Source organism: Brevundimonas sp. MF30-B (genome assembly GCF_004683885.1).
Lineage (GTDB): Bacteria > Pseudomonadota > Alphaproteobacteria > Caulobacterales > Caulobacteraceae > Brevundimonas.
Genome location: NZ_CP038440.1, coordinates 1,494,288 through 1,519,179, shown reverse-complemented (window position 1 = coordinate 1,519,179; position 24,892 = coordinate 1,494,288). Strand labels below are relative to the sequence as shown.

Below are 24,892 nucleotides of genomic sequence, written 5' to 3'. Positions count from 1 at the left end.
CCCGCCGGCTATCGGGCTGGCGCGAGTTCCAGCATCTCCTCGCCGACCCTGTCGTATTCGGACATGCCAGCAGGGCACGGCCCGGTCCAGCGGCCCCTATGCATCACTTCCAGCGGCGGGCGGTCGTTCAATACCGTGCGGCTCTTGAACTCGCACCCCTCGGCATCGCCGCTCATTTCGGTCTTGACCAGGGACTTCAGCCCGAAGCCCTCGCATCGCTGGACATGGCGCAGCCCGCCCGGGATCGCCGCCCGTTCGACCTCGCAGCCTTCCCCCGCCTCCTTCGACAGACTGGATCGCTCCGCCTCCAAAGGGTCCGACAGGCATGTCCGAACGGTTGTGACGAGCCCCGCTTGGCGCAACGCTGGTTGGCGGCGCGCCAGTTGCGCCCCAGCTTCGAACTATGTATTGCGACGCATTCTTATTATTAGGAGCGTAACCGCGTGGGTCTGAAGCTGTTCCTGGCCGCCTCGGCGTCCTTCTTGGGCCTCTCGGCCGTCACCGCCGTGGCTCAGCCTGCGCCCGCCCGGCAGACGGCGGTGGAGCTCAGCGAAGTCGTTGTCACCGGGTCTCAGGTGCGCCAGCCGCCCGCCTACGCGGGCGGACAGGTCGCTGCCGGCGGTCGGGTCGGGCTGTTCGGCGCGCTCGAGGTGATGGACACGCCGTTCGCCACCACCAACTTCACCGCGCAGCTGGCGCGCGACCAGCAGGCCCGGAGCGTTGCCGATGTCCTGCAGAACGACCCTGCGGTGCGCCTGACCAAAGGGTTCGGCAACTTCCAGGAGTTGTACGTCATCCGCGGCTTCCCGGTCTATTCGGACGACATGACCTACAACGGCCTGTACGGCGTCCTGCCCCGCCAGTTCGTGGCCGCCGAGTTCCTTGAGCGGGTCGAGGTCTTTCACGGCGCCAGCGCCTTCCTGAACGGCGCGGCGCCGGGCGGCAGCGGCGTGGGCGGCGCGGTCAATCTGACGCCCAAGCGCGCCCCGGACCAGACGCTGAACCGCCTGACCGGCGGCTGGTCGTCGGGCGGCGAGATCTACGCCGCCGCCGATCTGGCCCGCCGCTTTGGGGACGACAACGCCTGGGGCGGACGGCTGAACATCGCCGCGCGTGGCGGCGAAGGCGCGGTCGAGGGCGAGAACCGCGAACTGACGGTCATCGGCCTGGGCCTGGACCGGCGCGGCGACCGCGCCCGCTTCTCGGCCGACCTGGGTTGGCAGGACCACCGCATCGACGCGCCGCGGCCCCAGGTGACGCCCGCGGGCGCCGTGCCGACGCCGCCGGACGCCGAGCGCAACTTCGCCCAGCCCTGGACCTTCACCGACGAGAGGCAGCTGTTCGGCGCCGCGCGCGGCGAGTTCGATCTCAGCGACGCCGTGACCGCCTGGGCCGCCGTCGGCGGCCGTCTGGGCGAGGAGCGCAACCGTCTGGCCAATCCGGCGGCCCAGCCCGATGGCGCGCTGAGCGCCTATCGGTTCGACAACGCGCGCGAGGATCAGGTCTTCGCCGCCGATGTCGGCGTGCGCGCCGATGTCTCCACGGGCCCGGTCAGCCATCGGTTGGTGGCCTCGGCCTCGCGTGTGCAGTCGCGTGAAAAGAACGCCTACGCCTTTTCCGATTTCGCGGGCTTCGCGTCGGACCTGTACGATCCGGTATTCGTCCCGCCTCCGACCCCCAACGCCTTGATCGGCGGCGACCTCGACGCGCCAGGCGTAGTCGGGCGGGTGCGTAACTCCAGCGTCGCCGTGGCCGACATGATGCGCTTCCTGGACGGCAAGGCCTCGGCGACCGTCGGTGTCCGCTACCAGGAAATCCAGACCCGCAACTTTGACTACAACACCGGCGGCGAAATCGGCGCGTACGATGGCGACGCCGTCACCCCTGTCTTCGCCCTGCTCTATCGCCCGATCGATCAGATTTCGCTCTACGCCAACTACGCGGAGGCGCTGCTGCCCGGCCAGACGGCGCCGGCGACGGCGGACAACCGCGGCGAGGTCCTCTCGCCCTTTCGCGCCGAACAGGCCGAGATCGGCCTGAAGTACGACGTCGGCGTCTTCGGCGGCTCGGTCAGCCTGTTCAGCTTGACCCTGCCGAGCGCCTTCGTGAACGCCGACAACGTCTTCGCCGCCAACGGCGAGCAGGAGAACCGCGGCGTCGAGGTCGCCTTCTTCGGCGAGCCGCGCGAGGGGCTGCGCATCCTGGGCGGCTGGACCTGGCTGGACGCAGAACTGAAGCGCACGGAAAACGGCGCCCTGGACGGCAAGCGCCCCATCGGCGTGCCCGAGTTTCAGACCAATCTGAACGTGGAATGGGACGCGCCCTTCGCGCCGGGCCTGACCGTCGAGGGCCGCGTGGTCCATACCGGTTCGCAGCCGGTCAGCGCCGACAACGCCGTCGAGCTGGAGAGTTGGACCCGGCTGGACGCCGGCGTTCGCTACGCCTTCGAAGCCGGCGGCCGGCCGCTGACGATCCGTGCTCGCGTCGAGAATCTGGCGGATGAGGATCACTGGGTGGCCGTCGGCGGCTATCCGGGCGCCAACTATCTGACCCTGGGCCAGCCGCGCGCCTTCCGCCTGTCGATCTCGACGGACTTCTAGGCGCGTGAGGACCCGCACCCTGCGCGCCTGGTCCTGGGTCCACACCTGGTCCAGCCTGGTTTCGACCCTGTTCCTGCTGATGCTGTGCATCACCGGGCTGCCGCTGGTGTTCGCTCACGAGATCGACGAGGTGCTGCTGCATCAGGACTGGGCGCCCGCCGCCGCAGAGGGCCCGCGCCTCAGCCTCGACCAGGTGCTCGACACGGCCCTGGCCCGACAGCCGGGCCATGCACCGATGTTCATGAGCTTTGACGAGGACCGGCCGGTGGTGAACGTCACCAGCCGGGCTTCCGATGCGCCGGCCGGCGCCTACGCTTTTCAGCCGATCGATCAGACCTCTGGCGACCCCGCTCCGCTCGTTGCCGGTCATCCGGTGATGGAGTTTCTGCTTCAGCTTCATACCGACATGTTCCTGGGCCTGCCGGGCATGCTGTTTCTGGGCGTCATGGGGCTGATGCTGACAGCGGCGGTCGTCTCGGGCGTTGTGCTCTACGCCCCCTTCATGCGCCGGCTGCCGTTCGGAACGGTGCGCGCGTCAAGGGCAGCACGCACGCGCTGGCTCGACTATCACAACCTGCTCGGCGTGGTGACCGCCGCCTGGGTTCTGGTGGTGGGCCTGACCGGGGTGGTCAACACCCTGGCCGTGCCGATCATCGCCCATTGGAAGGACAACGCGCTCAGCGGACTGACCGCCGCCTACGACGCCCCCGTGGCCTTGGGCGAGCGCAGCTCGCTGGACGCCGCCGTCGACCGCGCGCGTCAGGCCCTGCCCGGCATGACGCTGCAGTTCGTGGCCTTTCCGGGGTCGGACTATTCGACCGACCACCACTACGCGGTCTTCTTCCACGGCGACACGCCGGTCACCCGCCACCTGATCACCCCCGCCCTTATCGATGCGCGCACCGGACAGCTTGCGGCGGTCGCGCCCATGCCCTGGTACGTGAAGACCCTGTCGTTGTCCCAGCCGCTGCATTTCGGCGACTACGGCGGCCTGTCGCTGAAGATCCTGTGGGCGGTGCTGGACGCCGCCGCCATCGTCATCCTGGGATCGGGCCTTTATCTATGGTTCGCACGTCGCCGGCGCGCCGCATGAGCCGGGCGGACCTGTCTCTCTGGACCATTTTCCGCCTGCCGCTGCTTGCGGCCGGGCTCAGCCTGTCGGGCTTGGCGACAGCGCTGTTCTTCGACGGGCCGGGCGACGGCCTGGCCTCTGCCCTGTTGTCGGGCGTGCCCGTTCTCACCGTCTGGGCGCTGATCCGGCGTCGGCGTTAGGACTTTTCGCAGGTTCGGCCGTCAGCCTCTCGGAGCGCGCCATGGCCTTGATCCTCATCGTCGACGACGACCCCGTGCTGACGGCGCTGGCCGAAGACGCCCTGCGCCAGGACGGCCATCAGGTGCTGACCGCCGCCGACGGCGAGGAAGGGCTGCGCCGCCTTCGCGACGCGCCCGTCGATCTTGTCGTGCTGGACATGCTGATGCCCCGCAAGGACGGCTTCGAGACTCTGATGGAGATTCGGCGTCTGCGGCGCGGGCCGCGCGTGCTGGCCATCTCGGGCGGCGGGCGGTCGGCGCCGATGAACTATCTGGGCCCGGCCAGGACCCTGGGCGCCGACGCCATCATGGAGAAGCCGTTCTCGCCCCCTGCCCTGCTGCAGAGGGTCAGGGAACTGCTCGAGACCGAACCCGCGCTCAGTCCGTGATCGGACGCGTCAGGTCGAATTCCACCCGCATGAAGCGGCCCTCGGGTCGACGCAGCTCATAGGCGAAGATGCGGCCCGGATGCACTTCGACGGCCCAGACATTGGTGGTCGAGACCTGAGCGCCGCCGGCGATGAACTGCGCGACCGATTCCTGATCCACCGGGAATTCCTGACGGCCGGCCGTGCCGTCGGTCGCCGTGTCGCCGCCGTACATGTGATAGCCATGGATCACGCCCTGCTCGTCGCGGTGATCGTGCTTAAGCCGCAGGCCCTCTTCGGTGCGGGTGATGATCCAGCGGCGAGAACGATCCTCGCCGACGGCGAAGGGAATGCCCACCTCGTCGGCGGCGCAGTCGCGAACCTGCATGACCAGGCGATTCGAGCGGAAGTCCGCGTCGGCCGGATCGTCGCTGACCACGCGCCCCTCGAACGTCTGGCCGCACAGGGCGTTCAGCCGGGCCAGAAAGGCGTCCTGCGGATTGGCGCCCTCTTGCGCGGTGGCGCAGGCTGCGGTGGAAAGGCCGATGAGGGCGGCGACGCCGACGGTCAGGACAAGGTTTTTCATCCCCTCACCCTAGCGGCCTGAACAGGGATCGGAATGCGGCTCTGCGGCCCGTTGACTTTGGAGCGCCCCTGAGTATGTTCCGCGCCTCTCATTTAGCGGCTTTCGCCGTCGCAAAGGTAATTGTCCGATGGCCAAACCGGCTTCCATCAAGATCCGCCTGAACTCCACGGCGGACACCGGCTTCTTCTACGTCACGAAGAAGAACGCCCGCACCATGACCGAGAAAATGGTCGTCAAGAAGTACGACCCGGTCGTGCGCAAGCACGTCGAGTTCAAGGAAGGCAAGATCAAGTAAGATCCGCCCGTTCCGGAATTGAGAACGCCCGGTCGCGAGACCGGGCGTTTTTCGTTGTCCTGACGCATTCGCTTCAGGCCGCTGGAGCGGGACGGCCTGGCCAATATCCTGCCGGACGCCAAGGATCGTCGAAGCCGCCGAGCCGCCTTGACGGGCCGCGGGCGGGCCGTCCTGGCCGACGCTGTGGGTGTCTGGATCGCGCTGCACGAGACGATTGAGCGCGAGCTTGAGGGCGCGGCGCCGACCTTGCGGTCCGGGCTGGCGGCCCTGACCCGGACTCAGCGCGGCGGTCAGGCCGCCTTGGCGATGACCTGATCGCGGCCCCGGGCCTTGGCTTCGTAGACGCCCTCGTCGCCGCGCTTGAGCAGGGCCTCGGGGGTGTCGCCCTCGCCCAGACTGGCGGCCACGCCCACGGACACGGTGATCGACAGCTGCTCCCGGCCGCTCAGGACGCGAAACGGCGTGGAGGCCACATCGCGCCGAATCCGATCGGCGATGCGATGGGCGTCTTCGAGATTGGTGCCGGGCATCACGACCACGAACTCCTCACCGCCGAGCCGACACGGCAAATCCACCGCCCGCACATTGGTGGCCAGGCGCACGGCGAATTCCTGCAGCACCTCGTCGCCGGCGTCGTGGCCGAAACCGTCGTTGACCGCCTTGAAGTGATCGATGTCCATGACCAGCACGGCGACCGGCTCTCCGCCGCGGGTCGCGCGGTTCACGAGCGCCTGCAGCTGCCCGGCCATGTAGCGTCGGTTGTGCAAGCCGGTCAGGGCGTCGGTGACGGCCATTTCGAGGCTGTAGTCCAGCTTCTCGCGCAGGAAGTCGGCGTACCGCTTGCGCCGGACCTGAGTGCGCACCCGCGCCGCCAGCTCTTCCGAATCGACCGGCCGCGGCAGGATGTCGTTGGCCCCAAGCTCCAGCGCCTTGATCAGGCGCGGCCGTTCGCTGGGGTCCACCACCGCCAGGATCGGCAGGCGGCGGGTCGCCTGGCCCGACCGCGCCTGGGCGATCAGGCGCAGCCCGTCGAAGCTGTCCGATGCGGTGTTGACGATCATAAGGTCGATCGGTCCTGCGGCGGCGATCAGCGCCTTTTCCGGATCGCTCTCCACCAGGGGCCTGTGCTCCTTGGCCAATTCGACCGCGATCCGCTCCAGTTGATTGGGCTCGTCGTCCACCACCAGGACCCGACCGCCGGATCCGCGCAGCCGCGCCGCGCCTTCGACGTTCACGCCCAGGCGTCGGCCGCTCTCCTCGCGCTCGCGCAGCTCGTCGGTGACCTCCTTCAGGCGCGTCAGCGACTTGACGCGGGCGAACAGCACCACGTCGTCGATAGGCTTGGTGACGAAGTCGTCCGCGCCGGCGTCCAGGCCGCGGATGCGGTCGTCGCGGCCGTCCAGCGCCGTCACCAACACCACCGGAATATGCCGCGTCGACGGATCGGCCTTGAGCCTCTTGCAGGTCTCGAACCCGTCCATGCCGGGCATCATCACGTCTAGCAGAACCAGGTCCGGCTGGTGCTCTGCGGCCATCGCCAGAGCCGTCACCCCGTCCTGACAGGCCAGCACCTCATAATACTCGAGCGTCAGCTTGGCCTCGAGCAGGCGGACATTCACCTCCACATCGTCCACGACCAGGATGCGCGCGCTCATGCGGCCGCCTGTTCCAGGTGCATCCTGACGGTGTTCAGGAAATGCATCACCGAGATCGGTTTGGAGATATAGGCTTCGCAGCCGCCCTGACGGATGCGTTCCTCGTCGCCCTTCATGGCGAAGGCGGTGACGGCGATGACCGGGATGTCCCGCAACTCCTCGTCGTCCTTGAGCCATTTGGTCACCTCCAGCCCCGAAATCTCGGGCAGCTGGATGTCCATCAGGATCAGGTCGGGCCGGTGCTCGCGTGCTATCGCCAGCGCCTGCAGCCCTTCGCGGGTCTGCAGGGTGCGATACCCCTGGGAATCGAGCAGATCATGAAAGAGCTTCATGTTCAGCTCGTTATCCTCGACGATGAGGACGGTCTTGGACATCACCACCCGGTTCGGGACGCGAGGCTTGTTCGCCTTCTGAAGATGCGATCATCCCGATCCAGTCTTAAGTTGGCGTGAAGTTGCGGGAGATCGTTCTTGAGCCTCAAGGCCGTGTGCCGGGATTGCGAATGGATGGGGGCCGAAGCGCCCTCCCCGCGCCGCTGCCCGGCCTGCGGCTCGCCGCGCCTGCTGGCGGACCCGGAGCTGGACCAGCTGTCGATCGCCCACATGGACTGCGACGCCTTCTACGCCTCGGTGGAGAAGCGCGACCGGCCCGAGCTGCGCGACAAGCCCGTCATTGTCGGCGGCGGCAAGCGCGGCGTGGTGTCGACCGCCTGCTACATTGCGCGCCTGCACGGCGTGGGCTCGGCCATGCCGATGTTCAAGGCGCTGAAGGCCTGTCCCGACGCGGTGGTGATCAAGCCGGACTTCACCAAATACGTCGCCGAGTCCAAGCGCATCCTGGGCGCGCTGGCTCAGTTGACCCCGCTGATCCAGACCCTGTCGCTGGACGAGGCCTGGGTCGATCTGTCGGGCACCGACCGGCTGAACGGCGGCCCGCCCGTGCTGCAGCTGGTCCGCGTCCAGAACTGGATCGAGCGCGAGACAGGCCTGACCGTCTCGATCGGTCTGGCCCCCAACCGCTTCCTGGCCAAGATTGCGTCCGAGATGGACAAGCCGCGCGGCTTCTCGGTTATCGGCGCGGCCGGCGCACAGGATCTGCTGGCGCCCCGGCCGGTGACCATCCTTCCTGGCGTCGGTCCCATCTTCGGGCGCACCCTGCGCAGCGACGGCTTCACCACGGTCGGCGACCTGGCCCGCGCCGATCCGCGCGATCTTATCCGGCGCTACGGCGAGAGCGGCCTGCGTCTGCATGATCTCGCCCACGCCCGGGACGCGCGGCCGGTCAATCCCGACCGCGACCGCAAGGGGATGAGCGCCGAGACCACCTTCAACGAGGACCTGACGAACGCCGTCGACCTCGAGGCTGAGTTGTGGCCCCTGTGCGAAAAGCTGGCGGCCAAGGCCCGGCGGGACGGCGTGGCCAGCCGCGTGATCGTGCTGAAGCTGCGCCGAACCGACTTCAAGATCGTCACCCGGCGTGTGACGACCAGCGACCCGACCCAAACCGCACGCGGACTGTTCGCGGCCGCCCGCGCCCTGCTGAAGTTCGAACTGGGCCGGCCCTACCGTCTCATCGGCATAGGCATGGCCGACATTCAAGACGCCGAGGACGCGCCGGCTGGCCTGTTCGAAACGCCTGAGGCCCGCACGCTGAAGACTGAGCGCGCCATCGACGCGCTTCGCGGCCGTTTCGGCGGCGACGCCGTGATCGCCGGCCGCGCCTTAGAGTCGAAGCCGCCCCGCCGCTGAGGCGTCAGAGCAGGCCGGAGTTCTTCGGCAGTTCCTTGTAGCGATGCACCCGGACCGCCATCACCAGGCCGAAGCCGACCATCAGCGTCATCATCGACGATCCGCCGTAGGACAACAGCGGCATGGGCACACCGACGACCGGCGCCAGCCCCATCACCATGGCCCCGTTGATAAGCACGAACAGGGCGAAGGTCGCGGTGATCCCCGCCGCCGCCATCCGTCCGAAATGGCTGTAGCTCAGCGACGCGATGCGCAGCGAGATCAGCACGATGGCCGCATAGACCAGCAGGATCGAGAAGGAGCCGAGGAAGCCGAACTCCTCCGACAGAGCCGAAAAGATGAAGTCGGTATGCCGTTCGGGAAGGAATTCCAACTGGCTCTGGCTTCCCAGACCGAAGCCCTTGCCGAGCAGACCGCCCGAGCCGAGGGCGATCTTGGACTGGATGATGTTGTAGCCCGTGCCCGCCGGATCGGATTCCGGGTTCAGGAACGTCAGCACGCGATTGCGCTGATAGTCGTGCATCACGAACATGACGAAGGGCGGGATGACCGCCGCCGCAGCCGCCGCGCCCGCCGCGATGATGCGCCAGCTCAGCCCCGCCAGGAACATCATCGCCGCGCCGGTCAGGCCGATCATCATCGCCGAGCCCAGGTCAGGCTGCTTGGCCACCAGGACGAAGGGCACGCCGATCATCCCGGCGGGGATCAGCAGCTTCCACGACAGCCGCGCCTCGGCGGCGGTGTGGCTGTGGTACCAGCGCGCCAGCGCCAGCACGAGGCCGAACTTGACGAACTCCGCCGGCTGCAGCCGGATGAAGCCCAGGTTCAGCCAGTTGCGCGCGCCGCCGGCGACATAGCCCAGCGGCGTGAACTCGGTCATCAGCACCAGCAGCAGAAACAGGGCGTAGAGCGGATAGGCCGCTCTGAACCACCACTTCAGATCGATCAGGGCCAGGGCGATCATCACCGCCGTCATGATCGCGAAGCGCACGGCGTGGTCCAGCGCCCAGGGGCTCCAGCCGCCGCCGACGGAATAAAGGATCACCGCGCCCGCGCCGCCGACCATGGCCAGCAGGATGACCAGCCGCCAGTCGATCTCGGTCAGCTTGACCGAAAGCCGATCGCGCTGACCGGGCCGGGTGAGCGCCGACGCGGTCATTGGCCGCCCTCGGGCGCGATGGTGGGCGGGCCGTTGGCCAGCAGATCGGTCACCTCGTGCGCGCCAGGATCGTCGCTCTCGACGAAGCCTTCGGTCTCGATCCGGGCGCGAATTTCCGGGTCCTTGAGCAGGGCGACCTTCATCACTTCCCGGGCGCGCGGCGCGCCCGCCGTGCCTCCGCCCATGCCGCCGTGTTGCACGATGACCGAGACGGCGTAGCGCGGATTGTCGATCGGCGCATAGGCGATGAACAGATTGTGGTCCTTCTCGGCCCAGGGCCGTCCGGCGCCCTTGCGAGAGCCCGAGCCGTAGTTGCGCGCCTGCGCCGTGCCGGTCTTGCCGGCCATGCGCACGGGGCCCAGCCCCAGCTGGCTGTTGCGGAAGGCCGTGCCGCCCGCCTCGGTCACGGCGTTCATGCCCTCGCGCAGCACCTGCAGATGCGACGGCTCGAACGGCAGATCCGCGAAATCCGCTGGCGGCCGCTCAACGCCGCCCACCGACTTGATGAGCCTGGGCATGACCGCCTTGCGGCCATTGGCCATGCGCGCGGTGTACACCGCCAGCTGCAACGCGTTCACGGTCAGGGCGCCCTGGCCGATCCCGTAGCTCGGATTTTCGCCAGGATACCAGTTCGCATCTCCCCGCACGGGGTTGCGACGCCGCCATTCGCGGTCCGGCACCAGACCCTGGTTCTGGCCGCCGATGCCGATGTCGAACTCCTGACCGAAGCCCATCTTGCGCGCGGTCTCGGCGATGGCGTCCGGCCCCATCTCGACCGCCAGCGTCATGAAGTAGACGTTGCAGGAGTTCTTGATCGCCTCGCGCATGTCCTGCGAGCCGTGCGTCGCGTGGCAGGCGAACCGCCTGCCCAGGTAGAAGCCGCCCGAACAGTGGATCCGCCGGTCGGGGTTGGCCCCCCGCATCAGAGCCGCCAGCCCGGTCACCGGCTTGAAGGTCGAACCGGGCGCAAACACGCCGGTGGTCGCCTTGTCCAGCAGCGGCCGGCGCTCGTAGTCGGCCCAGGCTCGATAGACGCGTCCCGGCACGCCGGACACGAACAGGTTCGGATCGAACGACGGCGACGACACCATCGTCAGGATGTCGCCGTTGCGCACATCCATCACGACGCAGCCGCCCGACTCTTCGCCGAAGACCTCAAGCGCGCGTCGCTGGACATCGGCGTCCAGCGTCAGGACGACCTCCTTGCCCGCCACGGGCGGACGCGAACCGCCGATGTCCTCGGCGACGACCCGCCCCCGGGCGTCCACCTCGACCCGGTTGCCCCCGGCCTCGCCGCGCAGATCGGCGTCCAGGGCCCGCTCGACCCCCTGGCGTCCGATGCGGAAGCTGGGATTGAACAGGATGGTGGGGATCTCTTCGCCGCGATCGCGGATCGCCTTGACGTCGCGGTCCGACACCTTGGCCACATAGCCGATCACATGGGCGAAAGCCCCGCCATAGGGATAGAAGCGCGCCTCGTTCATGTCGGCCATGACGCCAGGCAAGTCGGCGGCGTGCAGATTGACCTTGGCGAACTCCTCCCACGTCAGGTCGCTCTTGACCGGCACAGGGTTGAAGCGCGGCGCGGCGTTGACCTCGCGGATGATGGTGCGGCGGCGCTCCAGCGTGTCGGGAAGCAGCCGGCCCAGCAGGTCCAGCGTCTGATCCAGATCCTTGGTCTCGTCGCGCACCACCAGAACGCGGAAGCTGGGCCGATTGCCGGCGATAACCACGCCGTTGCGGTCCTTGATCAGCCCGCGGGGCGGCGGCACCAGGCGAAAGTTGAACTGGTTCCGGGCCGAAAGCGTCGTGTACTCGGCGGCCTGCACGACCTGCAGCTGGCCCAGCCGTCCCGCCAGGGCGGTCAGTCCCAGCGCCGTCGCACCGCCGACCAGCAGCGTCCGGCGCAGGAACGAGCCCTGGCGCTCGTTCGGGTCTGAGAACAGGATTGAAGGTTCTGAGCTCATCGGAACCGCACGTCGCCGTCGTCGAACCGCTGGATCAGCCAGTCGGCCAGGGGAAAGAGCAGAAGCGTCGCGATCGCCTGCCACGCCGTCGCGACCAGGCTGGGCGCCACCCCAGTGCGCAGGGTGACGATAAGATGGGCCAGAACAAAGGCGAAGGCGACGAGTCCCGCGTACCAGGCGAAAAGCATGCCTGTGGCCTGACCGGCCAGCAGATTGCGAGACAGCAGCGCCACGCCGTGCGCGCTCAGAAGCGCGACCGCCCACAGGCCCAGCGGGCCCCCGAGCACCAGATCCAGAAACAGTCCCAGACCCAGCACCACGACCGGCGCCGTCATCGATGGGCGAATCAGCGGCCAGGCGATGGCCAGAACGAGCGGCAGGATCGGCTCGGGAAGCTTCAGGCCGAACACCTGTAGCGGGGTGGTCAGGACCAGGGTCGCTGCGGCGGCCGCCAGCGCCGGGCCGACAAGCCATTGCATCGGCCCCACCACCCGAACGGCCCCCCGCCTCATCCCTCGTCTCCGTCAGGAGCCGGCTCGGGCGGGGCCTGGGGCTGTGTCTGCGCAGGTTGGGCGTTCAGGCTGGGTCTGGGCGCGGTCGGGGCCGGCCGCTCGCCAGCGGGCGGCGTCGGCAGCGGTTGAGGCGAAGGGGCCGCCTGAGCCGTGCGGACCCGCTCGGCGGCCGCCTGGGCGGCGGCCTGGCGACGGGCCGCGACATCGGCGATCGCCGTCGCCTGCGCCGCAGTGGGGGCCGGCGCCGTGTCCAGGCTCACCAGCGGCGGCGCGTTCAGCGCCGCTGTGTCGGCCAGTTGGGAGAAGTCCTGGAACAGCAGGACGCGCACATAGTCGATCGGCCCTCGGTCGCTGAACAGCTTGACCCGCCAGCGTCCGTCGACTCCGCTGGCGACGACACCCACCGGCAGGCCGCGAGGCAGGGCGCCGCCGTCGCCCGACGTCAGCACCCGGTCCCCGGCCTGCATCGAGGCGTCGCCCCGCACATAGTCCAGCCGCGGCCCGCCCGAGCCGTCGCCGACCATCAGCGCGCGCGCGCCTGTGCGCTCGATCAGCACGGGCGTCTTGGACGCCACGTCCGTCAGCATCAACATGCGGCTTGCGTTCGGCGAGACTCCGATGACCCGCCCCACGAGCCCGTGCTCGTCGACCACCGGGTTGCCGATCCGGACCTGACGTCGTGAGCCGACGTCGAGCAGCCGGGCGTTGCTGAACGGCCCCCGCGCCTCGGTCACCGTGCGAGCGGTCACCATCGGTATCGGGGGCTCGGTGCGGACGCCCAACAGGGCCTCATACCGGGCGTTGACGCTCTTCAGGGCGATGGCCTCATCACGCCAGGCCTCAAGCTCGCGGATTTCCGCCTTCAGCCGGCGATTCTCGGACGCGGCGAAGAAGTAGCCGCCGATGCCCGCGCCCGCCGCTCGGGTCCACCGCACAGGGGCCGACAGCACCCGGCCGACCGGCGTCGTCGCCTCGCGCGCCACGGAGCGCGCGCCGGCGTAGCTTTCCTGCCCGCCCGCGCGCGGTCTGTCGCCGATCAGAAGCATGCCGGCGACGATCAGGGCGACCACAACCATCACCGCGGCCGTCCAGGCTAGCGGCACCTTCAGATTCTCGAACGGTCCGTCGCGAAACGCCACGGCCAGCCTTCCTGAGAGGGGGTTGAAACGACAGGACGCCCCCTGCCGCCCCATCGCTATCGCAAAAAGCGAACGCCAAGGGAACCGGCCACGGACGCTTCATCACGTCGAATTGCAGTGAAGCTTCAGGCTTTTTCCGGGAAGCGCGCCAGCACCCGCCGCTCGGCGCGTTTCAGGGTGCGTCCCTTGATCCAGCGGTAGGCGATATAGCCGCAGGCGAAGACGGCGACGGCGGCGATCGCGGCCAGCGTCGGTCCGTGAGCCTCGCTCATCGCCTCCAGACGCGCCAAGCCCTTCTGGGCCAGATAGCCCGGCGCCAGCATGGCCCCCACCCAGACGAAGGCCGACAGCACATTGGCGATCTGGAAGGTCTTCTGCCGCATGCCGAGAATGCCGACGGTCACGGGCACGAAGGCCCTGAGCGGCCCGAAGAAGCGGCCGATGTAGACCGAAGCCACCCCGTAGCGGTAGGCGAACAGCCGCGTCCAGGCGACACGGCGACGATGCGGCTTGAACACCTGGTGACGCAGCACCGAGGGGCCCAGGCGGCGCCCCAGCCAGAAGCTGAGGGCGTCGCCCAGCACGGCGCCGATCACGCAGCCGAGCAGCACGTTCCAAGGATCCAGCACGCCCATGGCCACCATGGCGCCCGCCGCGACCAGCAGGCCGGTCGCCGGCACGAAGGCCCCGATCACCGCCAGAGATTCCAGGAAGGTGATCGAGCCCAGAATCAGCCCGGCCCAGACCTGGTTGCGTGAAATGAAGTCGGCGACGGAGCGCAGCAGGTCTTCCATGAATGTCCTCTCGCGCCGCAACATGGGTGCTGGGCGTCAATCCGCCACCGCGCCGATTGTCCTGCGTCGATCGGACGCCCCGGAGATCAGGGGCGGCCGGGCGTCTCCGGACGGGGCGCGGGTCCGGAGGCGGGACGCGAATCGTCGCGCGTCTCCCCGGCCCGACTTCCGTAGACGCGAGACGCGTCGAAACCATGACCACGCAGCACCGAAAAGGGCCGCGCCCAATCCATGCCGTAGCCGTACATGTCGCCATAGCCGTAGCCGTGGCCGTAGCCATAGGCCCAAGGCGCATTGCGCGTCTGGCTGAACCCAAGCGTCAGCTCGGCTCGTTCGCCCAGGGGCATGGAGGCCCAGGCCGAGAAATCGCGATAGCCGTGGCTGCCGATCCCGGCGCTTACCTCGCCGCGCACCCGGCGGGGTTCAGCCTCCTGCCACAGTGGGGCGTCGGCGTCGCGCTGGTCCGGCGCTCGGGCGGACAGCCAGCGCGCGATCTGGGCGTCCGTCGAAAGGCCGTGGGCCGGGACCGTATTCTGGATCGCAGGCGCCGCCTCGGGAGCCGGGGCGGTCAGCGCGGCCTGGGCGGCGTCGCCGCGCGGAGCAGTCGTCACGACCTGCGGTTCGGCGGGCCCGGCGAGGGCTGCAGCGGCGATCAGACTGACGAGCATCGGTTCACTCCACGCTTTGAAACACCTTAGCCGCGATTGCGGCCAAGGTCAGGCGGCCCCGTCGCCGCGCCCCAAGGGGTCCGGCAACGGCTGGCCCTCGGCCACGAAACTGAGCGCCACCGAATTGATGCAGTACCGAAGACCGGTCGGGGGCGGCCCGTCCGGAAAGACATGGCCCTGATGGCTGTCGCAGCGGGCGCAGCGGGTCTCGACGCGCTCCATGCCGTAGGAGTTGTCGCGCACCGCTCGGACGTGGGCTTCATCGACGGGCTGGGTGAAGCTGGGCCAGCCGGTGCCGCTCTCGAACTTCGCACCGCTGCGGAACAGCGGCAGGCCGCATTCGCGGCAGCAGAAGACGCCCGCGCGGCTCTCCCCCAGCAGCGTGCCGCAGAAGGGCGCCTCGGTGCCGTGAGCCAGAAGCACGCGCCGTTCCTCCGCGGAAAGATCGGCTTCAAGAGCGACGCGCTGGGTGTCGCTGGGCGGTGTCAGATCATAGCCGGATGGCGAACGGGTCATCCTCCCCAAATAGGGTTGCGGGACGGCCGGTTCCAGACCGTCCCGCAAAGGCGTCGACTCAGCCGCCGAACAGCGTGCCGACCCAGGTGCGCACCGCCTGCTCATTGGTGGGGTCGCCCGTGTAGGTCAGGCCGGCCTCGGGCGTATAGGGCTGGTTGTTGGCCCGCTCGCGCGAAGTCCACGCCTTGTGGCCGTAGCTGAGATCCGAATAGTTGGACGGAAGGCGCAAGACCGTCGGCTCCACGAAGATGGAGTCCAACGCCGTGGTCGAGCCGGCCAACCGCACGTTCGGAAGATTGGTCAGCAGGTCCAGCGTGTCCAGGCAACCGCCCGAGCACCCCGAATCGACCAGCACCACGACCTGCCCCTGCACCGGGTTGGGCGCGCCGGTGTCGGCGGCCGCCGGACGTCCCGGCAGGGTGAAGCTTTGTTGGCCGGCGGCGATGGCTCGGTCGAACGCCTGGACGATGCCCGTGGTCTCTTCGATCACCGGGCCCGATTCCTGCACGAAACGCGGATCGGCCTGCATGCGGGCCAGGGTCTGGGCGTACCATTCACGGTTGGCGGGAGTGGCGCGATAGGTGATCTCGCCGGCGGCCGGCTGGCGGCTGACGGTGAACTCCGGCGTCCAGATGCGGTTGGCCAGGCCATAGCCGCGCGCCGTGGCGTTCGGCGACAGCCCCTGGGCGCCGCGCAGGTCGATGACGGCCCCGGCCGGTCCCCGGATGGCCGCCAGTTGCGCCTCGACCTGGCCGTAGAAGGCGGGCCAGCCGGCGTCGTCCGCCAGCGAATGGACATGGATCCAGGCGCGCCCGTCCACCTGTTCGATCGCCAGCGGGTTCTGGGCCGGAGGCGTGTAGACGCTGGCGCGATAGGCGGCCTCGATCTCGCCAGCCTGGGGCGTGACGTTCGTCAGGGCCACGTCACGCGTCCGGCGGCCCTGCTGGAACTTGCAGGTGGTCGGCGTGCCGCCGGTGATCGGATTGTTCAGGTTCCACAACAGATACGGCGCCGACTGAATGCGCCCGGCCTCAGTGTTCAGATCGCCATGCCACCGGTCCAGACGGCGGCGGGCGAATTCCTCGATCGGCTGCCCCGAGCATTCAGTGACGACCGAGCCCACCGCAGGCGCGCCGCGCGTGCCGGGCTTCACGTAGCTGACGACGTACTGGCCATTGCGCCAGGCGGTGGCGACGCCGGGCCAGCCGATGGCGAAATAGCGGCCCAGCCCATCGAAGGTGGGGGTGATGCGGATGTTGGAATCGCGGAAGCCGCCCGCATACCAGCGCATCAGCGCCGCGTGGCTGTCGCCGCTGTTCACCTGCGCCGACATCTGGGTGGCCTCCTGAAGGCCCGCGTCCAGCCAGGCCCGGAAGGCGTTTCCGGCCTCGCCCTGGACCACCGCAGCGGGGTGATTGTCACGCAGCGCCGCATGCGCCGCCTGCAGGTCCTGCTGCGCAAGGGCGCGGAAATCCTGAGCGGAGGCGGCGCCGGCGCCCACCACGAGGCTGAGCGCGGCGGCGGATACGGCGGTGAGCAGTCGGGTCATGTCTTGCGGCTCCGGGCGGATGCTGCTGAGGAAGGAAGAACGGCGGGTGTTTTAACCTGACTGGACCCGCCCTTGCCAAGTGCGCAACGCTGTCGCGGGTTGCGGTGCTGTCAAATCGGCGGATCGGCCGAGGCGACGCGGCCGAAGATTTCACTGAAGGCGCCCTTCAGCGCGGCGTCGGCCTCGTCCAGCGTCGCGGGCCGGCCCAGATCGACCAGGCTGGTCACGCCGTGCTCGCTGATGCCGCACGGCACGATGCCGCCGAAATGGTCCAGGTTCGGTTCGACGTTCAGGCTGATGCCGTGGAAAGTGACCCAGCGACGGACCTTCACGCCTATGGCGGCGATCTTGTCCTCGCGGGACCACCCGGGCCCCTTGCGCTCGACCCAGACGCCGACCCGGCCCTCGCGCGGTCCCGCCTCGACGCCGAAGCGATCCAGAGCGTCGATGATCCAGGCCTCCAGCCCCCTTACGAAGCCGCGCACGTCGCGGCCGCGCCGGTTCAGGTCCAGCATGACATAGGCCACGCGCTGGCCCGGTCCGTGATAGGTGAACTGCCCGCCCCGGCCCGTGCGGTGCACCGGAAACCGACCCGCATCCAGAAGGTCGCCGTCCTTGGCCGAGACCCCGGCGGTGTAGAGCGGCGGATGCTCCAGCAGCCAGACCACCTCGTCAGCTTCGCCGGCCGCGATCGCGGCGACGCGGGCCTCCATCGCCTGAACCGCCGCGTCGTATTCGACGTAACCCTCTGAGACGGCCCAGCCGACCGGCGCCCCGTCGTCGCGCTTCAGGCTCAAACTTAACGGGTCGGCAAGCATGATCCCTCAATGTGCATGGGCGCTGCTTCGCGCAAGTCTTCGAGTATCCGCCGTGAGCCAGATCGACGCCGTCGATGTCGAGATTTCAGTCGTGCTGGGCCGTTCGGTCCTGCCGATGGCGCAACTGCTGCGCATGGGCCGGGGCGCGGTCATCCCGCTGGACGCGTCTGAAAGCGACGAGGTCTGGATCCTGGCCAACAACCACCCCGTGGCGCGCGGCGAGATCGAGATTCGCGACGACCGCATCGCCATCACCGTGACCCGCCCGGCCGACGTCTACGACTTCATGGCCGGCGCCGCCTGATACGACCCAAAAGGCCCCTTCCCTTTCCAGCGCGGCTCCGCTATTGCCCCCGCTCCGATGCGAGCGGTCGTGGCGGAATTGGTAGACGCGCAGCGTTGAGGTCGCTGTGGGGCAACCCGTGGAAGTTCGAGTCTTCTCGACCGCACCATCTGATTTCTAAAGGGCGAACGTCGGCTGGTTTGAGCTGAGTTATCTTCTCGGGAGGCAAAGCGTGACCCACACGGATTCCGCCCTCCCGAGAGCCCCTGACTCCGAAGTCGAAGACCACGAAGCGCTGGGCGAGGACTACGCCCTGACACCCGCCTTCGTCGAAAAGGTGGTGGACGCCGCCGACGACGGCGACGGCCTGCGTCTGCGCGGCCTGCTCGAAGACCTGCACCCTGCCGACGTCGCCGACCTGATGGGCTTCCTGACGGCCGAGCACCGGATGGTGGTGGTCCAGTGGCTGCCGCCCGACCTGTTGGCCGAAACCCTCCCCGAGCTGGACGACGGCATCCGCGAGGAGGTGCTGGAGCGGGTGCCTCACCTGACCCTGGCCGAGGCGCTGCAGGAGCTGGACTCCGACGACGCCGCCGCCGTCGTCGAGGAGATGGAGGACGACCAGCGCGAGCGCGTTCTGGCCGCCATGCCCGAGGTCGACCGCGCCGCGATCGAAAGCTCGCTGGGCTACGAGGAGGAATCCGCCGGCCGCCTGATGCAGCGCGAGTTCATGGCCGCGCCGCAGTTCTGGAACGTCGGCGACACCATCGACCACGTGCGCGCACAGGGCGAGGATCTGCCCGAGCTCTTTTTCGACATCTATGTCGTCGACCCGCTGAACCGCCCTATCGGCGGCGTGCCGATCAGCCGTCTGCTCCGCAGCCCTCGTGCGACGCCGCTCGCCGACCTGATGGAGCCGGTCAACGAGATCACGGTCGATCAGGACCAGGAAGAGGTCGCTTACATCTTCGAGAAATACCACCTGATCTCGGCGCCGGTGGTGGACGCCGCCGGCCGTCTGGTAGGCCAGCTGACGGTCGACGACATCGTCAACATCATCCAGGAAGAGAACCGCGAGGACATCCTGCGCCTGGCCGGCGTTTCGGACGAGGATCGCGGCTCCAGCGTCTTCGAGATCGTGCGCGGCCGCGTGCCTTGGCTGACGATCAACCTGGGCACGGCCGTGCTGGGCGCAGCCGTCATCTCGGTGTTCGAGGCGACGATCCAGGAAATCGTCGCCCTGGCCGTGCTGATGCCGATCGTGTCGGCCATCGGCGGCAACGCCGGCACCCAGGCCCTGACCGTGACGGTGCGCGCCCTGGCCACGCGCGAACTGAACAGCTCCAACGCCGTGCGCACCTTTTGGCGCGAACTGATCGTCGGCCTGGCCAATGGCCTGATCCTGGCGCCCCTGATCGGGGTGGCCGCCGGATTCTGGGCTCAGGACATAGCCATCGGCCTCGTGATCGGCGCGGCCATGGTGCTGAACCTGATGATCGCGGCGACCGTGGGCGTGCTGACGCCCATCACCTTGTCCAAGCTGAAGTTCGATCCGGCCGTCTCGTCGGCCGTGTTCGTGACGGCGACGACGGACTTCTTCGGTTTCCTGATCTTCCTTGGTCTGGCCACGATAGTCCTCCTTTGATCGGTACGCGCCTTGCTGGTTCGCTTGTCAGGCGAGCCCGCCCGTGTCGTTTTGGGTCAATGACGTGTCCGAAGCCGATCAGAACCGCATGAAGGTGTCCCGCGAGGGCCTGTTGCTCATCAAGAGCTTCGAAGGCTTCCGGCCGCGCGCCGTTGCGCGCCTGCAGGGCGGCTTCACCATCGGTTACGGCCATGTCCGCTCGGCCCGGGCCGATTCGGCCGTGACCGAGCAGGAAGCCGAGCTGCTGCTGCAGTACGACCTGATCCCGGTCGTGACCGCGATCCGCGAGGCGGTCACCGCGCCGCTGAACCAGCACCAGTTCGACGCCCTGGCCAGCTTTGGCTTCTCTGTGGGCCCCGAAGCCTTCAAGGCTTCAGAAGTGGTGCGCGAGCTGAACGCCGGCCATGCGGCGCAGGCCGCCGAGGCCCTGGCCGCCGCGCCCGAGCCGTCCGCCCCGGACGCCCTGTCGCGCCGCCGCGCCGCCGAGCGCGCCCTATTCATCGCCGAACCGGCTCGCGCCCCTGCCCTGTCGAACCTGATGACCGCCCCGATCCAGGCCCGCACCTCGGTCGCCGAGCTGCGTGCCGCGGTCCAGCCGGCCGTCACCGCCCCCGAAGTCAAACCCGCCAAGGCGCCCGCGCCCACGGGCGCTTCGTCCTGGCCCTATCTGGTGATCGGAGCGGTGGGGATGGTCGCCTTCGGCGCCGCCGTCGCCGCCTTTCGCCGGGCGGCGATCCAGGGCGACGCTGGACAGATCGGACTGATCGGCTGGGGCCTGGCGGTGGTCGCCGCCGCCTGCCTGGGCGTGGCCGCCCTGCGGCTGTTCCGCGCCGCGCCCGAGGCCGACCAGACCGTCTGACGACTGCCTTTTGCACGGGTCGTGCGGGGATGCTACGCCCGGCGGCATGAGCATTCCCAACGCCCCCCAATCCATGGAATTCGGCCTCGGCGAGAGCGCCGACATGATCCGCGAAACCACCGCCCGCTGGGCCGCCGACCGGCTGGCGCCGCGCGCCGCCGAGATCGACGAGAAGAACGAGTTCGCCCGCGACCTGTGGCCCGAAATGGGCGAGCTGGGCCTGCACGGGATCACGGTGGAAGAAGAGTTCGGCGGCCTGGGCCTGGGCTACCTCGAACACGTCGTGGCGATGGAGGAGGTGTCGCGCGCCTCCGCTTCAATCGGCCTGAGCTACGGCGCCCACTCCAACCTGTGCGTCAATCAGATCCGCCGCTGGGGCACCGAAGAACAGAAGCGCAAATATCTGCCCGGCCTGATCTCGGGCGAGCATGTCGGCTCCCTGGCCATGTCCGAAGCCGGCTCGGGCTCCGACGTCATGTCGATGCGCACCCGCGCCGAGAAGAAGGGCGATCGCTACGTCCTGAACGGCACGAAGTTCTGGATCACCAACGCTCCCTCGGCCCAGACCCTGGTGGTCTACGCCCGCACCGGCGACGGCAACGGCGGCGTCACCGCCTTTTTGGTCGAGCGCGGCATGAAGGGCTTCAGCGTCTCCAAGAAGCTGGACAAGATGGGCATGCGCGGCTCCGACACCGCCGAACTGGTGTTCGAAGACTGCGAAATCCCCGAAGAGAACGTCATGGGCGGCGAAGGCCGCGGCGCGGCCGTGCTGATGAGCGGCCTGGACTATGAGCGGGCCGTCCTGGCCGCCGGTCCGCTGGGCATCATGCAGGCGGCGCTGGACGTGGTCCTGCCCTACGTTCGCGAGCGCAAGCAGTTCGGCAAGGCCATCGGCAGCTTCCAGCTGATGCAGGCCAAGGTCGCCGACATGTACGTCGCCCTCAACAGCGCCCGAACCTATGTCTACGCCGTCGCCAAGGCCTGCGACCAGGGCAAGACCACCCGCTACGACGCCGCCGGCGCCATCCTTCTGGCCTCCGAGAACGCCGTGAAGGTCACGCTGGAGGCCGTCCAGGCCCTGGGCGGCGCGGGCTACACCAAGGAATGGCCTGTCGAACGCTTGGTCCGCGACGCCAAGCTCTACGACATCGGCGCCGGCACCAACGAAATCCGCCGCTTCCTGATCGGACGCGAGCTGCTGGGCTGACGGAACCGGCCGGCGGGCGCGCCGGTTTCCCGCTCAGTCAGGAGACCGCCATGCCCGCCAAATCCGCCGCCCAGCAAAAGGCCGCCGGCGCCGCCCTCAGCGCCAAGCGCGGCGACACGCCCAAGTCCAAGCTCAAGGGCGCGTCCAAACAGATGGTCGAGTCCATGACCGAGAAGCAGCTCGAGGACTTCGCCGCGACCAAGCGCAAGGGCAAGCCCGAGCACGCCGACGACTGAGGCCCGGCCCGCCCCTTCTCGCGACGCGCCCGCTGGCCTTAAGGTGGCGCCATGAACGCGATGAAGATCCTGCAGTCGGTCGAGGAACTGCTCTACGAGGTCATGTCGTGGCTGCTGTTCTATCCCCGCACCCTGCTGATGACCCTGCGCCATCCGCTCAGGACCATGCGCTATTCGGACCGCGAACAGCAGGACAGGCCTGAGAAGCAGTATCTTGAGACTCTCAGCCCGCCGCTGTTCCTGGTGCTCAGCATCCTGGCGGCGCATGGACTTGAGCTGCTGTTCGGCGTGCCCCTGACCGACGAACCCAACCCCGTCAGCCGCTTCGTCACGGCGAACGACCAGAACCTGCTGGCCTTCCGCGCCCTGATGTTCAGCCTGCATCCGCTGGTCTTCGCCTGGGCGTTCCTGAAGCTGTCGGGCCGCAAGATCGATCGCGAGAGCCTGCGCACGCCCTTCTTCGCCCAGTGCTACCTCGCCGGTGCGACCTCCATCCTGATCAGCCTGGGCTCGCTGGGCGTGCAGGACGCGGCCATCTGGAGCACGCTGGCCGGCTTCGCCATCGTGCTCGTCACAACCGTCTGGTACGTCGCGGTCCAGCGGCTGTGGCTGATGGCCACGCCGGGCATGACCACCCTGCGCGCCTGGGGCTGGTCCATCACCCTCTACGCCATAGCGACCGGCGTCGTCGTGGCCGTCAACGCCCTGGTGGAGTGAGCGCTCAGGCGATCGCCGACAGGTCCACGCCCAGCCGCTCAGCGGTCAGCTCCCGCGTGCGCCGCCACGCCGGCCGCGCCAGGCAGCGTTCGTAATAGCGGCGCACGGCCGGATATTCGTCCATCAGCTCCATGTCGCGCGCCTCGCGCAGCACGCCGGCCAGGGCGATGTCGGCGACGGTGAAGGGATCGGCGGCGATCCACTCGCGCCCCTCCAGCCACCGCTCCAGCCCGCCGAACCAGCGCCGCGCGAGCCCAAGCCAGAAGTCGCGGGCGGCGCGGTCCCCGCCGGTCATTCCCGCATCGAACATGGCCACGCCGGCGATGGCGGGCGACACCGTGGCCATGGCGGCGACGCACCACTGGCGGACCTGCTCGCGCCCGTCCGGATCGGCGGGAGTCAGACCGCCCGAGGTCTCGGCCAGATGGATCAGGATGGCCGCCGTCTCGGTCAGCACCAGCCCGTCATGCTCGATCACCGGAATCTGGCCGAACGGGCTGAGCGCCTCAAAGGCGGGGGTGTCGCACTCGCCGCCGCTGTAGTCCCAGCCCCGCACCCGATACGGCAGCCCCATCTCCTCCAGCGCCCACTGGACGCGCATGTCCTTGGTCTCCCCGATCCCGCCGGGGAACATGGAGGAGAAGGCGTGGAGGGTGATCATGGGTTGGATATTGCTCCTTCTCCCCCTGCGGGAGAAGGTGGCATGCGAAGCATGACGGATGAGGGGTCACGCCGATGCCGGACGACTGGCTTCAGGATCGCGCGAAGGCGATGCGGAAGGCACCCGCCGTCTACGAAAGCCGCCTGTGGACGCTGGTCCGCGACCGGCGACTGAACGGCCTGAAGTTCCGCCGCCAAATGAGGATAGGCCCCTACGTCGCCGACTTCGTCTGCCTTCGCCACCGCCTGATCGTCGAAGCCGACGGGCCCTTCCATGATGCGGAGCGAGACGGTGTTCGAGATGCCTGGCTGCAGGCTCAGAACTTTCGCGTCCTGCGTTTCCCCAACCAACAGATCGAAAGCCGGGACTGGGAAGTCATTGCCGCCATCCTCGAAGCCACCAGAGCCAATGGCGATCGCCCTTCTCCCCTTGCGCGTCGAGGAAGCGCGTACACGCGCTGACGAGGGTACCAGCCCGCAGGGCTGACGGATGAGGGGTCGCACCAGCCCCACCCCATCAAGCCGCATCCGCCGTCGCCGCCAATCTCTCGCCGTCGCGTCGACCCCTCATCCGACCCGCTGCGCGGGCCACCTTCTCCCGCAAGGGGAGAAGGATCAGAGGGAGGAGAAGGCGTGGAGGGTGATCATGGCTTCACCTCAGATGCGGCGTGACCCGCTTCTCAAGCAGCGCCACGAGCTCGGGCTGCATGAAGCCATAGTCGTCTGGAATGTCGAGGCAGATGACGCGCTTGCCGCGCAGCCGGTCGCGGAAACGCCGATTGAGCTTGGCCTGATGCGTCCGCTCCATGACGAAGATCACGTCGGCCCAGTCGATGTGATCGGCGTCCACGCCCTCCTCCGCATCCGGCGCCAGCCCGGCGGACGCGGTTTCGACACCCGGCCACGAGGCGAACACCTGCTCGGCCGTGGGGGAGCGGAGGCGGTTGCGGGAGCAGAGGAAGAGGAGGTTGGTCAGCCTCTCACCGGGTTCTGTGATTTGGCTTTTGAGATTGCAGCACCCAGCAAAGTTGGCGGCATTTCAGGCGCAGCGCCCCGTTGGAGTTGTCGGAACGCACGGGACAGGTTGTTTGGGTCTCGATCTTCGATCTCTCGATCCAACATGCTGATCCAATAAGCCGTTCGGTCGATCGAGCTTCTAAGAGAAGCCTCTTCGATGGATAGTTCGCTAGCGGGCCTCCCGCCCTCATATATTTCAGCCAGCCATTTCAATTGCGAGCGAGAGTCGGACGCGGCCTGCATCGCGGTTTCGGTTGGAAGACTTAGTAATTCAAGCCGATCAAGTTCGTCGGTTAGCTCAGTCCAAACATCGTGCTCCGCGAAATCCTTTGGCTCCAGTTTTAAGTCGAAAAGTCCGATAGACATTCGCTGCATCACGGAAAGCGAAAGAAGCATGCGCCTTATATGCCGCAACACGGCGCGTTCCTGATTCCGCCGGCTTTTCGTTGATTCCGAAGCGATTCCTATCGTCACGAGCAGGGTGACGAAGAGCAAAATTGACCCGACCGCAGTCCATTCAAATAATGCGGTAAGGCGAGCCAAAAATGCCCAAGGCGGACTGTGTTGCAGGGCATCAACCATA

At 68.2% G+C, this 24,892-nt stretch carries 29 protein-coding genes, 1 tRNA gene and 1 pseudogene; 15 read left to right on the top strand and 16 right to left on the bottom strand.

All coding sequences use genetic code 11. The features are described from left to right. Window positions 1-8 precede the first annotated feature (8 nt). Window positions 9-311, bottom strand: coding sequence for a hypothetical protein (locus tag E4M01_RS07615; RefSeq protein WP_135061312.1), 303 nt, complete (start codon window positions 309-311; stop codon window positions 9-11). Window positions 312-443: 132 nt separating this feature from the next. Here E4M01_RS07615 and E4M01_RS07610 point away from each other — a divergent pair, with 132 nt between their 5' ends. The 4 genes and pseudogenes from E4M01_RS07610 to E4M01_RS07595 all read left to right on the top strand — a co-directional run bounded on the left by E4M01_RS07610 (window position 444) and on the right by E4M01_RS07595 (window position 4,300). After that, entirely contained in the window at window positions 444-2,600 is a 2,157-nt protein-coding gene (locus E4M01_RS07610) for a TonB-dependent siderophore receptor (protein ID WP_245158132.1), read from the top strand. Further along, window positions 2,510-3,693: pseudogene (locus E4M01_RS07605) on the top strand (PepSY-associated TM helix domain-containing protein). Before E4M01_RS07610 ends, E4M01_RS07605 begins: the two are co-directional and overlap by 91 nt. Beyond that, window positions 3,690-3,872 carry a hypothetical protein gene (locus E4M01_RS07600; RefSeq protein WP_135061316.1) on the top strand — a complete coding sequence of 61 codons (183 nt, stop codon included), beginning with the start codon at window positions 3,690-3,692 and terminating at the stop codon, window positions 3,870-3,872. The pseudogene E4M01_RS07605 and the gene E4M01_RS07600 overlap by 4 nt, the downstream one beginning before the upstream one ends. 41 nt (window positions 3,873-3,913) lie before the next feature. Further along, window positions 3,914-4,300 carry a response regulator transcription factor gene (locus tag E4M01_RS07595; RefSeq protein ID WP_135061318.1) on the top strand — a complete coding sequence of 129 codons (387 nt, stop codon included), beginning with the start codon at window positions 3,914-3,916 and terminating at the stop codon, window positions 4,298-4,300. Here the strand turns inward: E4M01_RS07595 and E4M01_RS07590 are convergent. Further along, complete coding sequence (locus E4M01_RS07590; RefSeq protein WP_135061320.1) at window positions 4,290-4,865, bottom strand: hypothetical protein; 576 nt, start codon at window positions 4,863-4,865, stop codon at window positions 4,290-4,292. The two genes, E4M01_RS07595 and E4M01_RS07590, sit on opposite strands and share 11 nt — an antisense overlap. A 127-nt stretch (window positions 4,866-4,992) precedes the next feature. Between E4M01_RS07590 and rpmG the strand changes: the two genes are divergently transcribed. Together rpmG and E4M01_RS14310 are read left to right on the top strand one after the other, a co-directional pair. Then, window positions 4,993-5,160 carry a 50S ribosomal protein L33 gene (gene rpmG, locus E4M01_RS07585; protein WP_003164451.1) on the top strand — a complete coding sequence of 56 codons (168 nt, stop codon included), beginning with the start codon at window positions 4,993-4,995 and terminating at the stop codon, window positions 5,158-5,160. 147 nt (window positions 5,161-5,307) lie between these two features. Then, window positions 5,308-5,475 carry a hypothetical protein gene (locus tag E4M01_RS14310; protein WP_167765216.1) on the top strand — a complete coding sequence of 56 codons (168 nt, stop codon included), beginning with the start codon at window positions 5,308-5,310 and terminating at the stop codon, window positions 5,473-5,475. Here the strand turns inward: E4M01_RS14310 and E4M01_RS07580 are convergent. Continuing rightward, entirely contained in the window at window positions 5,451-6,815 is a 1,365-nt protein-coding gene (locus E4M01_RS07580; RefSeq protein ID WP_135061322.1) for a PleD family two-component system response regulator, read from the bottom strand. The two genes, E4M01_RS14310 and E4M01_RS07580, sit on opposite strands and share 25 nt — an antisense overlap. Further along, entirely contained in the window at window positions 6,812-7,189 is a 378-nt protein-coding gene (locus E4M01_RS07575; RefSeq protein ID WP_135061323.1) for a response regulator, read from the bottom strand. The genes E4M01_RS07580 and E4M01_RS07575 overlap by 4 nt, the downstream gene beginning before the upstream one ends. Window positions 7,190-7,285: 96 nt before the next feature. Between E4M01_RS07575 and E4M01_RS07570 the strand changes: the two genes are divergently transcribed. Then, a complete protein-coding gene (locus tag E4M01_RS07570; RefSeq protein WP_135061325.1) occupies window positions 7,286-8,563 on the top strand; it encodes a DNA polymerase IV in 1,278 nt (425 codons plus the stop codon). 4 nt (window positions 8,564-8,567) lie between these two features. Here E4M01_RS07570 and rodA read toward each other — a convergent pair whose 3' ends face one another. The 9 genes from rodA to lipB all read right to left on the bottom strand — a co-directional run bounded on the left by rodA (window position 8,568) and on the right by lipB (window position 17,685). Next, the gene (gene rodA / locus E4M01_RS07565; RefSeq protein ID WP_135061327.1) at window positions 8,568-9,722 is read right to left on the bottom strand and encodes a rod shape-determining protein RodA; all 1,155 of its coding nucleotides are present in this window, start codon (window positions 9,720-9,722) and stop codon (window positions 8,568-8,570) included. Beyond that, window positions 9,719-11,689: a penicillin-binding protein 2 gene (gene mrdA / locus E4M01_RS07560; RefSeq protein ID WP_135061329.1), complete on the bottom strand. Its 1,971-nt coding sequence runs from the start codon at window positions 11,687-11,689 to the stop codon at window positions 9,719-9,721. The genes rodA and mrdA overlap by 4 nt, the downstream gene beginning before the upstream one ends. Then, window positions 11,686-12,201, bottom strand: coding sequence for a hypothetical protein (locus E4M01_RS07555; protein WP_209316019.1), 516 nt, complete (start codon window positions 12,199-12,201; stop codon window positions 11,686-11,688). The genes mrdA and E4M01_RS07555 overlap by 4 nt, the downstream gene beginning before the upstream one ends. Continuing rightward, window positions 12,198-13,340: a rod shape-determining protein MreC gene (gene mreC / locus E4M01_RS07550; protein ID WP_135061331.1), complete on the bottom strand. Its 1,143-nt coding sequence runs from the start codon at window positions 13,338-13,340 to the stop codon at window positions 12,198-12,200. The genes E4M01_RS07555 and mreC overlap by 4 nt, the downstream gene beginning before the upstream one ends. Window positions 13,341-13,465: 125 nt before the next feature. Beyond that, the gene (locus tag E4M01_RS07545; RefSeq protein ID WP_135061333.1) at window positions 13,466-14,134 is read right to left on the bottom strand and encodes a DedA family protein; all 669 of its coding nucleotides are present in this window, start codon (window positions 14,132-14,134) and stop codon (window positions 13,466-13,468) included. Window positions 14,135-14,220: 86 nt separating this feature from the next. After that, window positions 14,221-14,802: a hypothetical protein gene (locus E4M01_RS07540; protein WP_135061335.1), complete on the bottom strand. Its 582-nt coding sequence runs from the start codon at window positions 14,800-14,802 to the stop codon at window positions 14,221-14,223. Between the two features lie 48 nt (window positions 14,803-14,850). Further along, a complete protein-coding gene (msrB, locus tag E4M01_RS07535) occupies window positions 14,851-15,318 on the bottom strand; it encodes a peptide-methionine (R)-S-oxide reductase MsrB (RefSeq protein WP_135061337.1) in 468 nt (155 codons plus the stop codon). A 58-nt stretch (window positions 15,319-15,376) separates the two neighbouring features. After that, window positions 15,377-16,867, bottom strand: coding sequence for a hypothetical protein (locus E4M01_RS07530; RefSeq protein ID WP_135061339.1), 1,491 nt, complete (start codon window positions 16,865-16,867; stop codon window positions 15,377-15,379). A gap of 110 nt (window positions 16,868-16,977) precedes the next feature. Further along, window positions 16,978-17,685: a lipoyl(octanoyl) transferase LipB gene (lipB, locus tag E4M01_RS07525; RefSeq protein WP_167765218.1), complete on the bottom strand. Its 708-nt coding sequence runs from the start codon at window positions 17,683-17,685 to the stop codon at window positions 16,978-16,980. 52 nt (window positions 17,686-17,737) lie between these two features. Between lipB and E4M01_RS07520 the strand changes: the two genes are divergently transcribed. From E4M01_RS07520 to E4M01_RS07490, 7 genes are all read left to right on the top strand, one after another. After that, window positions 17,738-17,989: a FliM/FliN family flagellar motor switch protein gene (locus tag E4M01_RS07520; RefSeq protein WP_245161278.1), complete on the top strand. Its 252-nt coding sequence runs from the start codon at window positions 17,738-17,740 to the stop codon at window positions 17,987-17,989. Window positions 17,990-18,052: 63 nt separating this feature from the next. Then, window positions 18,053-18,137 (top strand) — tRNA-Leu (locus tag E4M01_RS07515). A gap of 63 nt (window positions 18,138-18,200) precedes the next feature. After that, the gene (gene mgtE / locus E4M01_RS07510) at window positions 18,201-19,613 is read left to right on the top strand and encodes a magnesium transporter (RefSeq protein ID WP_135061343.1); all 1,413 of its coding nucleotides are present in this window, start codon (window positions 18,201-18,203) and stop codon (window positions 19,611-19,613) included. A 43-nt stretch (window positions 19,614-19,656) separates the two neighbouring features. After that, the gene (locus tag E4M01_RS07505) at window positions 19,657-20,472 is read left to right on the top strand and encodes a lysozyme (protein WP_135061345.1); all 816 of its coding nucleotides are present in this window, start codon (window positions 19,657-19,659) and stop codon (window positions 20,470-20,472) included. Window positions 20,473-20,518: 46 nt separating this feature from the next. Continuing rightward, window positions 20,519-21,679: an isovaleryl-CoA dehydrogenase gene (locus E4M01_RS07500; protein ID WP_135061347.1), complete on the top strand. Its 1,161-nt coding sequence runs from the start codon at window positions 20,519-20,521 to the stop codon at window positions 21,677-21,679. A gap of 50 nt (window positions 21,680-21,729) precedes the next feature. Then, window positions 21,730-21,915, top strand: a complete 186-nt coding sequence (locus E4M01_RS07495; RefSeq protein WP_135061349.1) for a DUF3008 family protein — start codon at window positions 21,730-21,732, stop codon at window positions 21,913-21,915. A gap of 51 nt (window positions 21,916-21,966) precedes the next feature. Then, window positions 21,967-22,632: a hypothetical protein gene (locus E4M01_RS07490; RefSeq protein WP_135061351.1), complete on the top strand. Its 666-nt coding sequence runs from the start codon at window positions 21,967-21,969 to the stop codon at window positions 22,630-22,632. Window positions 22,633-22,636: 4 nt separating this feature from the next. On the opposite strand, the gene E4M01_RS07485 is transcribed toward E4M01_RS07490, so the two are convergent. Continuing rightward, a complete protein-coding gene (locus tag E4M01_RS07485; protein WP_135061352.1) occupies window positions 22,637-23,293 on the bottom strand; it encodes a glutathione S-transferase family protein in 657 nt (218 codons plus the stop codon). Window positions 23,294-23,367: 74 nt separating this feature from the next. On the opposite strand from E4M01_RS07485, the gene E4M01_RS07480 reads away from it, so the two are divergent. Beyond that, complete coding sequence (locus tag E4M01_RS07480; protein ID WP_135061354.1) at window positions 23,368-23,754, top strand: endonuclease domain-containing protein; 387 nt, start codon at window positions 23,368-23,370, stop codon at window positions 23,752-23,754. A gap of 190 nt (window positions 23,755-23,944) precedes the next feature. Here E4M01_RS07480 and E4M01_RS14515 read toward each other — a convergent pair whose 3' ends face one another. Together E4M01_RS14515 and E4M01_RS07470 are read right to left on the bottom strand one after the other, a co-directional pair. Then, the gene (locus tag E4M01_RS14515; protein WP_245161277.1) at window positions 23,945-24,142 is read right to left on the bottom strand and encodes a hypothetical protein; all 198 of its coding nucleotides are present in this window, start codon (window positions 24,140-24,142) and stop codon (window positions 23,945-23,947) included. A gap of 122 nt (window positions 24,143-24,264) precedes the next feature. Continuing rightward, window positions 24,265-24,891, bottom strand: a complete 627-nt coding sequence (locus E4M01_RS07470; RefSeq protein WP_135061358.1) for a hypothetical protein — start codon at window positions 24,889-24,891, stop codon at window positions 24,265-24,267. Between the last annotated feature and the right edge of the window lies 1 nt (window position 24,892).

What these genes read in the sequence shown, in the direction of transcription:
- E4M01_RS07600 (WP_135061316.1), top strand. Translation starts at nt 3,690, where the DNA reads ATGAGCCGGGCGGACCTGTCTCTCTGGACCATTTTCCGCCTGCCGCTG.
- E4M01_RS07595 (WP_135061318.1), top strand. Translation starts at nt 3,914, where the DNA reads ATGGCCTTGATCCTCATCGTCGACGACGACCCCGTGCTGACGGCGCTG.
- E4M01_RS07590 (WP_135061320.1), bottom strand. Translation starts at nt 4,865, where the DNA reads ATGAAAAACCTTGTCCTGACCGTCGGCGTCGCCGCCCTCATCGGCCTT.
- rpmG (WP_003164451.1), top strand. Translation starts at nt 4,993, where the DNA reads ATGGCCAAACCGGCTTCCATCAAGATCCGCCTGAACTCCACGGCGGAC.
- E4M01_RS07580 (WP_135061322.1), bottom strand. Translation starts at nt 6,815, where the DNA reads ATGAGCGCGCGCATCCTGGTCGTGGACGATGTGGAGGTGAATGTCCGC.
- E4M01_RS07575 (WP_135061323.1), bottom strand. Translation starts at nt 7,189, where the DNA reads ATGTCCAAGACCGTCCTCATCGTCGAGGATAACGAGCTGAACATGAAG.
- rodA (WP_135061327.1), bottom strand. Translation starts at nt 9,722, where the DNA reads ATGACCGCGTCGGCGCTCACCCGGCCCGGTCAGCGCGATCGGCTTTCG.
- mrdA (WP_135061329.1), bottom strand. Translation starts at nt 11,689, where the DNA reads ATGAGCTCAGAACCTTCAATCCTGTTCTCAGACCCGAACGAGCGCCAG.
- E4M01_RS07555 (WP_209316019.1), bottom strand. Translation starts at nt 12,201, where the DNA reads ATGAGGCGGGGGGCCGTTCGGGTGGTGGGGCCGATGCAATGGCTTGTC.
- E4M01_RS07545 (WP_135061333.1), bottom strand. Translation starts at nt 14,134, where the DNA reads ATGGAAGACCTGCTGCGCTCCGTCGCCGACTTCATTTCACGCAACCAG.
- E4M01_RS07540 (WP_135061335.1), bottom strand. Translation starts at nt 14,802, where the DNA reads ATGCTCGTCAGTCTGATCGCCGCTGCAGCCCTCGCCGGGCCCGCCGAA.
- msrB (WP_135061337.1), bottom strand. Translation starts at nt 15,318, where the DNA reads ATGACCCGTTCGCCATCCGGCTATGATCTGACACCGCCCAGCGACACC.
- E4M01_RS07530 (WP_135061339.1), bottom strand. Translation starts at nt 16,867, where the DNA reads ATGACCCGACTGCTCACCGCCGTATCCGCCGCCGCGCTCAGCCTCGTG.
- lipB (WP_167765218.1), bottom strand. Translation starts at nt 17,685, where the DNA reads ATGCTTGCCGACCCGTTAAGTTTGAGCCTGAAGCGCGACGACGGGGCG.
- E4M01_RS07500 (WP_135061347.1), top strand. Translation starts at nt 20,519, where the DNA reads ATGAGCATTCCCAACGCCCCCCAATCCATGGAATTCGGCCTCGGCGAG.
- E4M01_RS07495 (WP_135061349.1), top strand. Translation starts at nt 21,730, where the DNA reads ATGCCCGCCAAATCCGCCGCCCAGCAAAAGGCCGCCGGCGCCGCCCTC.
- E4M01_RS07490 (WP_135061351.1), top strand. Translation starts at nt 21,967, where the DNA reads ATGAACGCGATGAAGATCCTGCAGTCGGTCGAGGAACTGCTCTACGAG.
- E4M01_RS07485 (WP_135061352.1), bottom strand. Translation starts at nt 23,293, where the DNA reads ATGATCACCCTCCACGCCTTCTCCTCCATGTTCCCCGGCGGGATCGGG.
- E4M01_RS07480 (WP_135061354.1), top strand. Translation starts at nt 23,368, where the DNA reads ATGCCGGACGACTGGCTTCAGGATCGCGCGAAGGCGATGCGGAAGGCA.
- E4M01_RS07470 (WP_135061358.1), bottom strand. Translation starts at nt 24,891, where the DNA reads ATGGTTGATGCCCTGCAACACAGTCCGCCTTGGGCATTTTTGGCTCGC.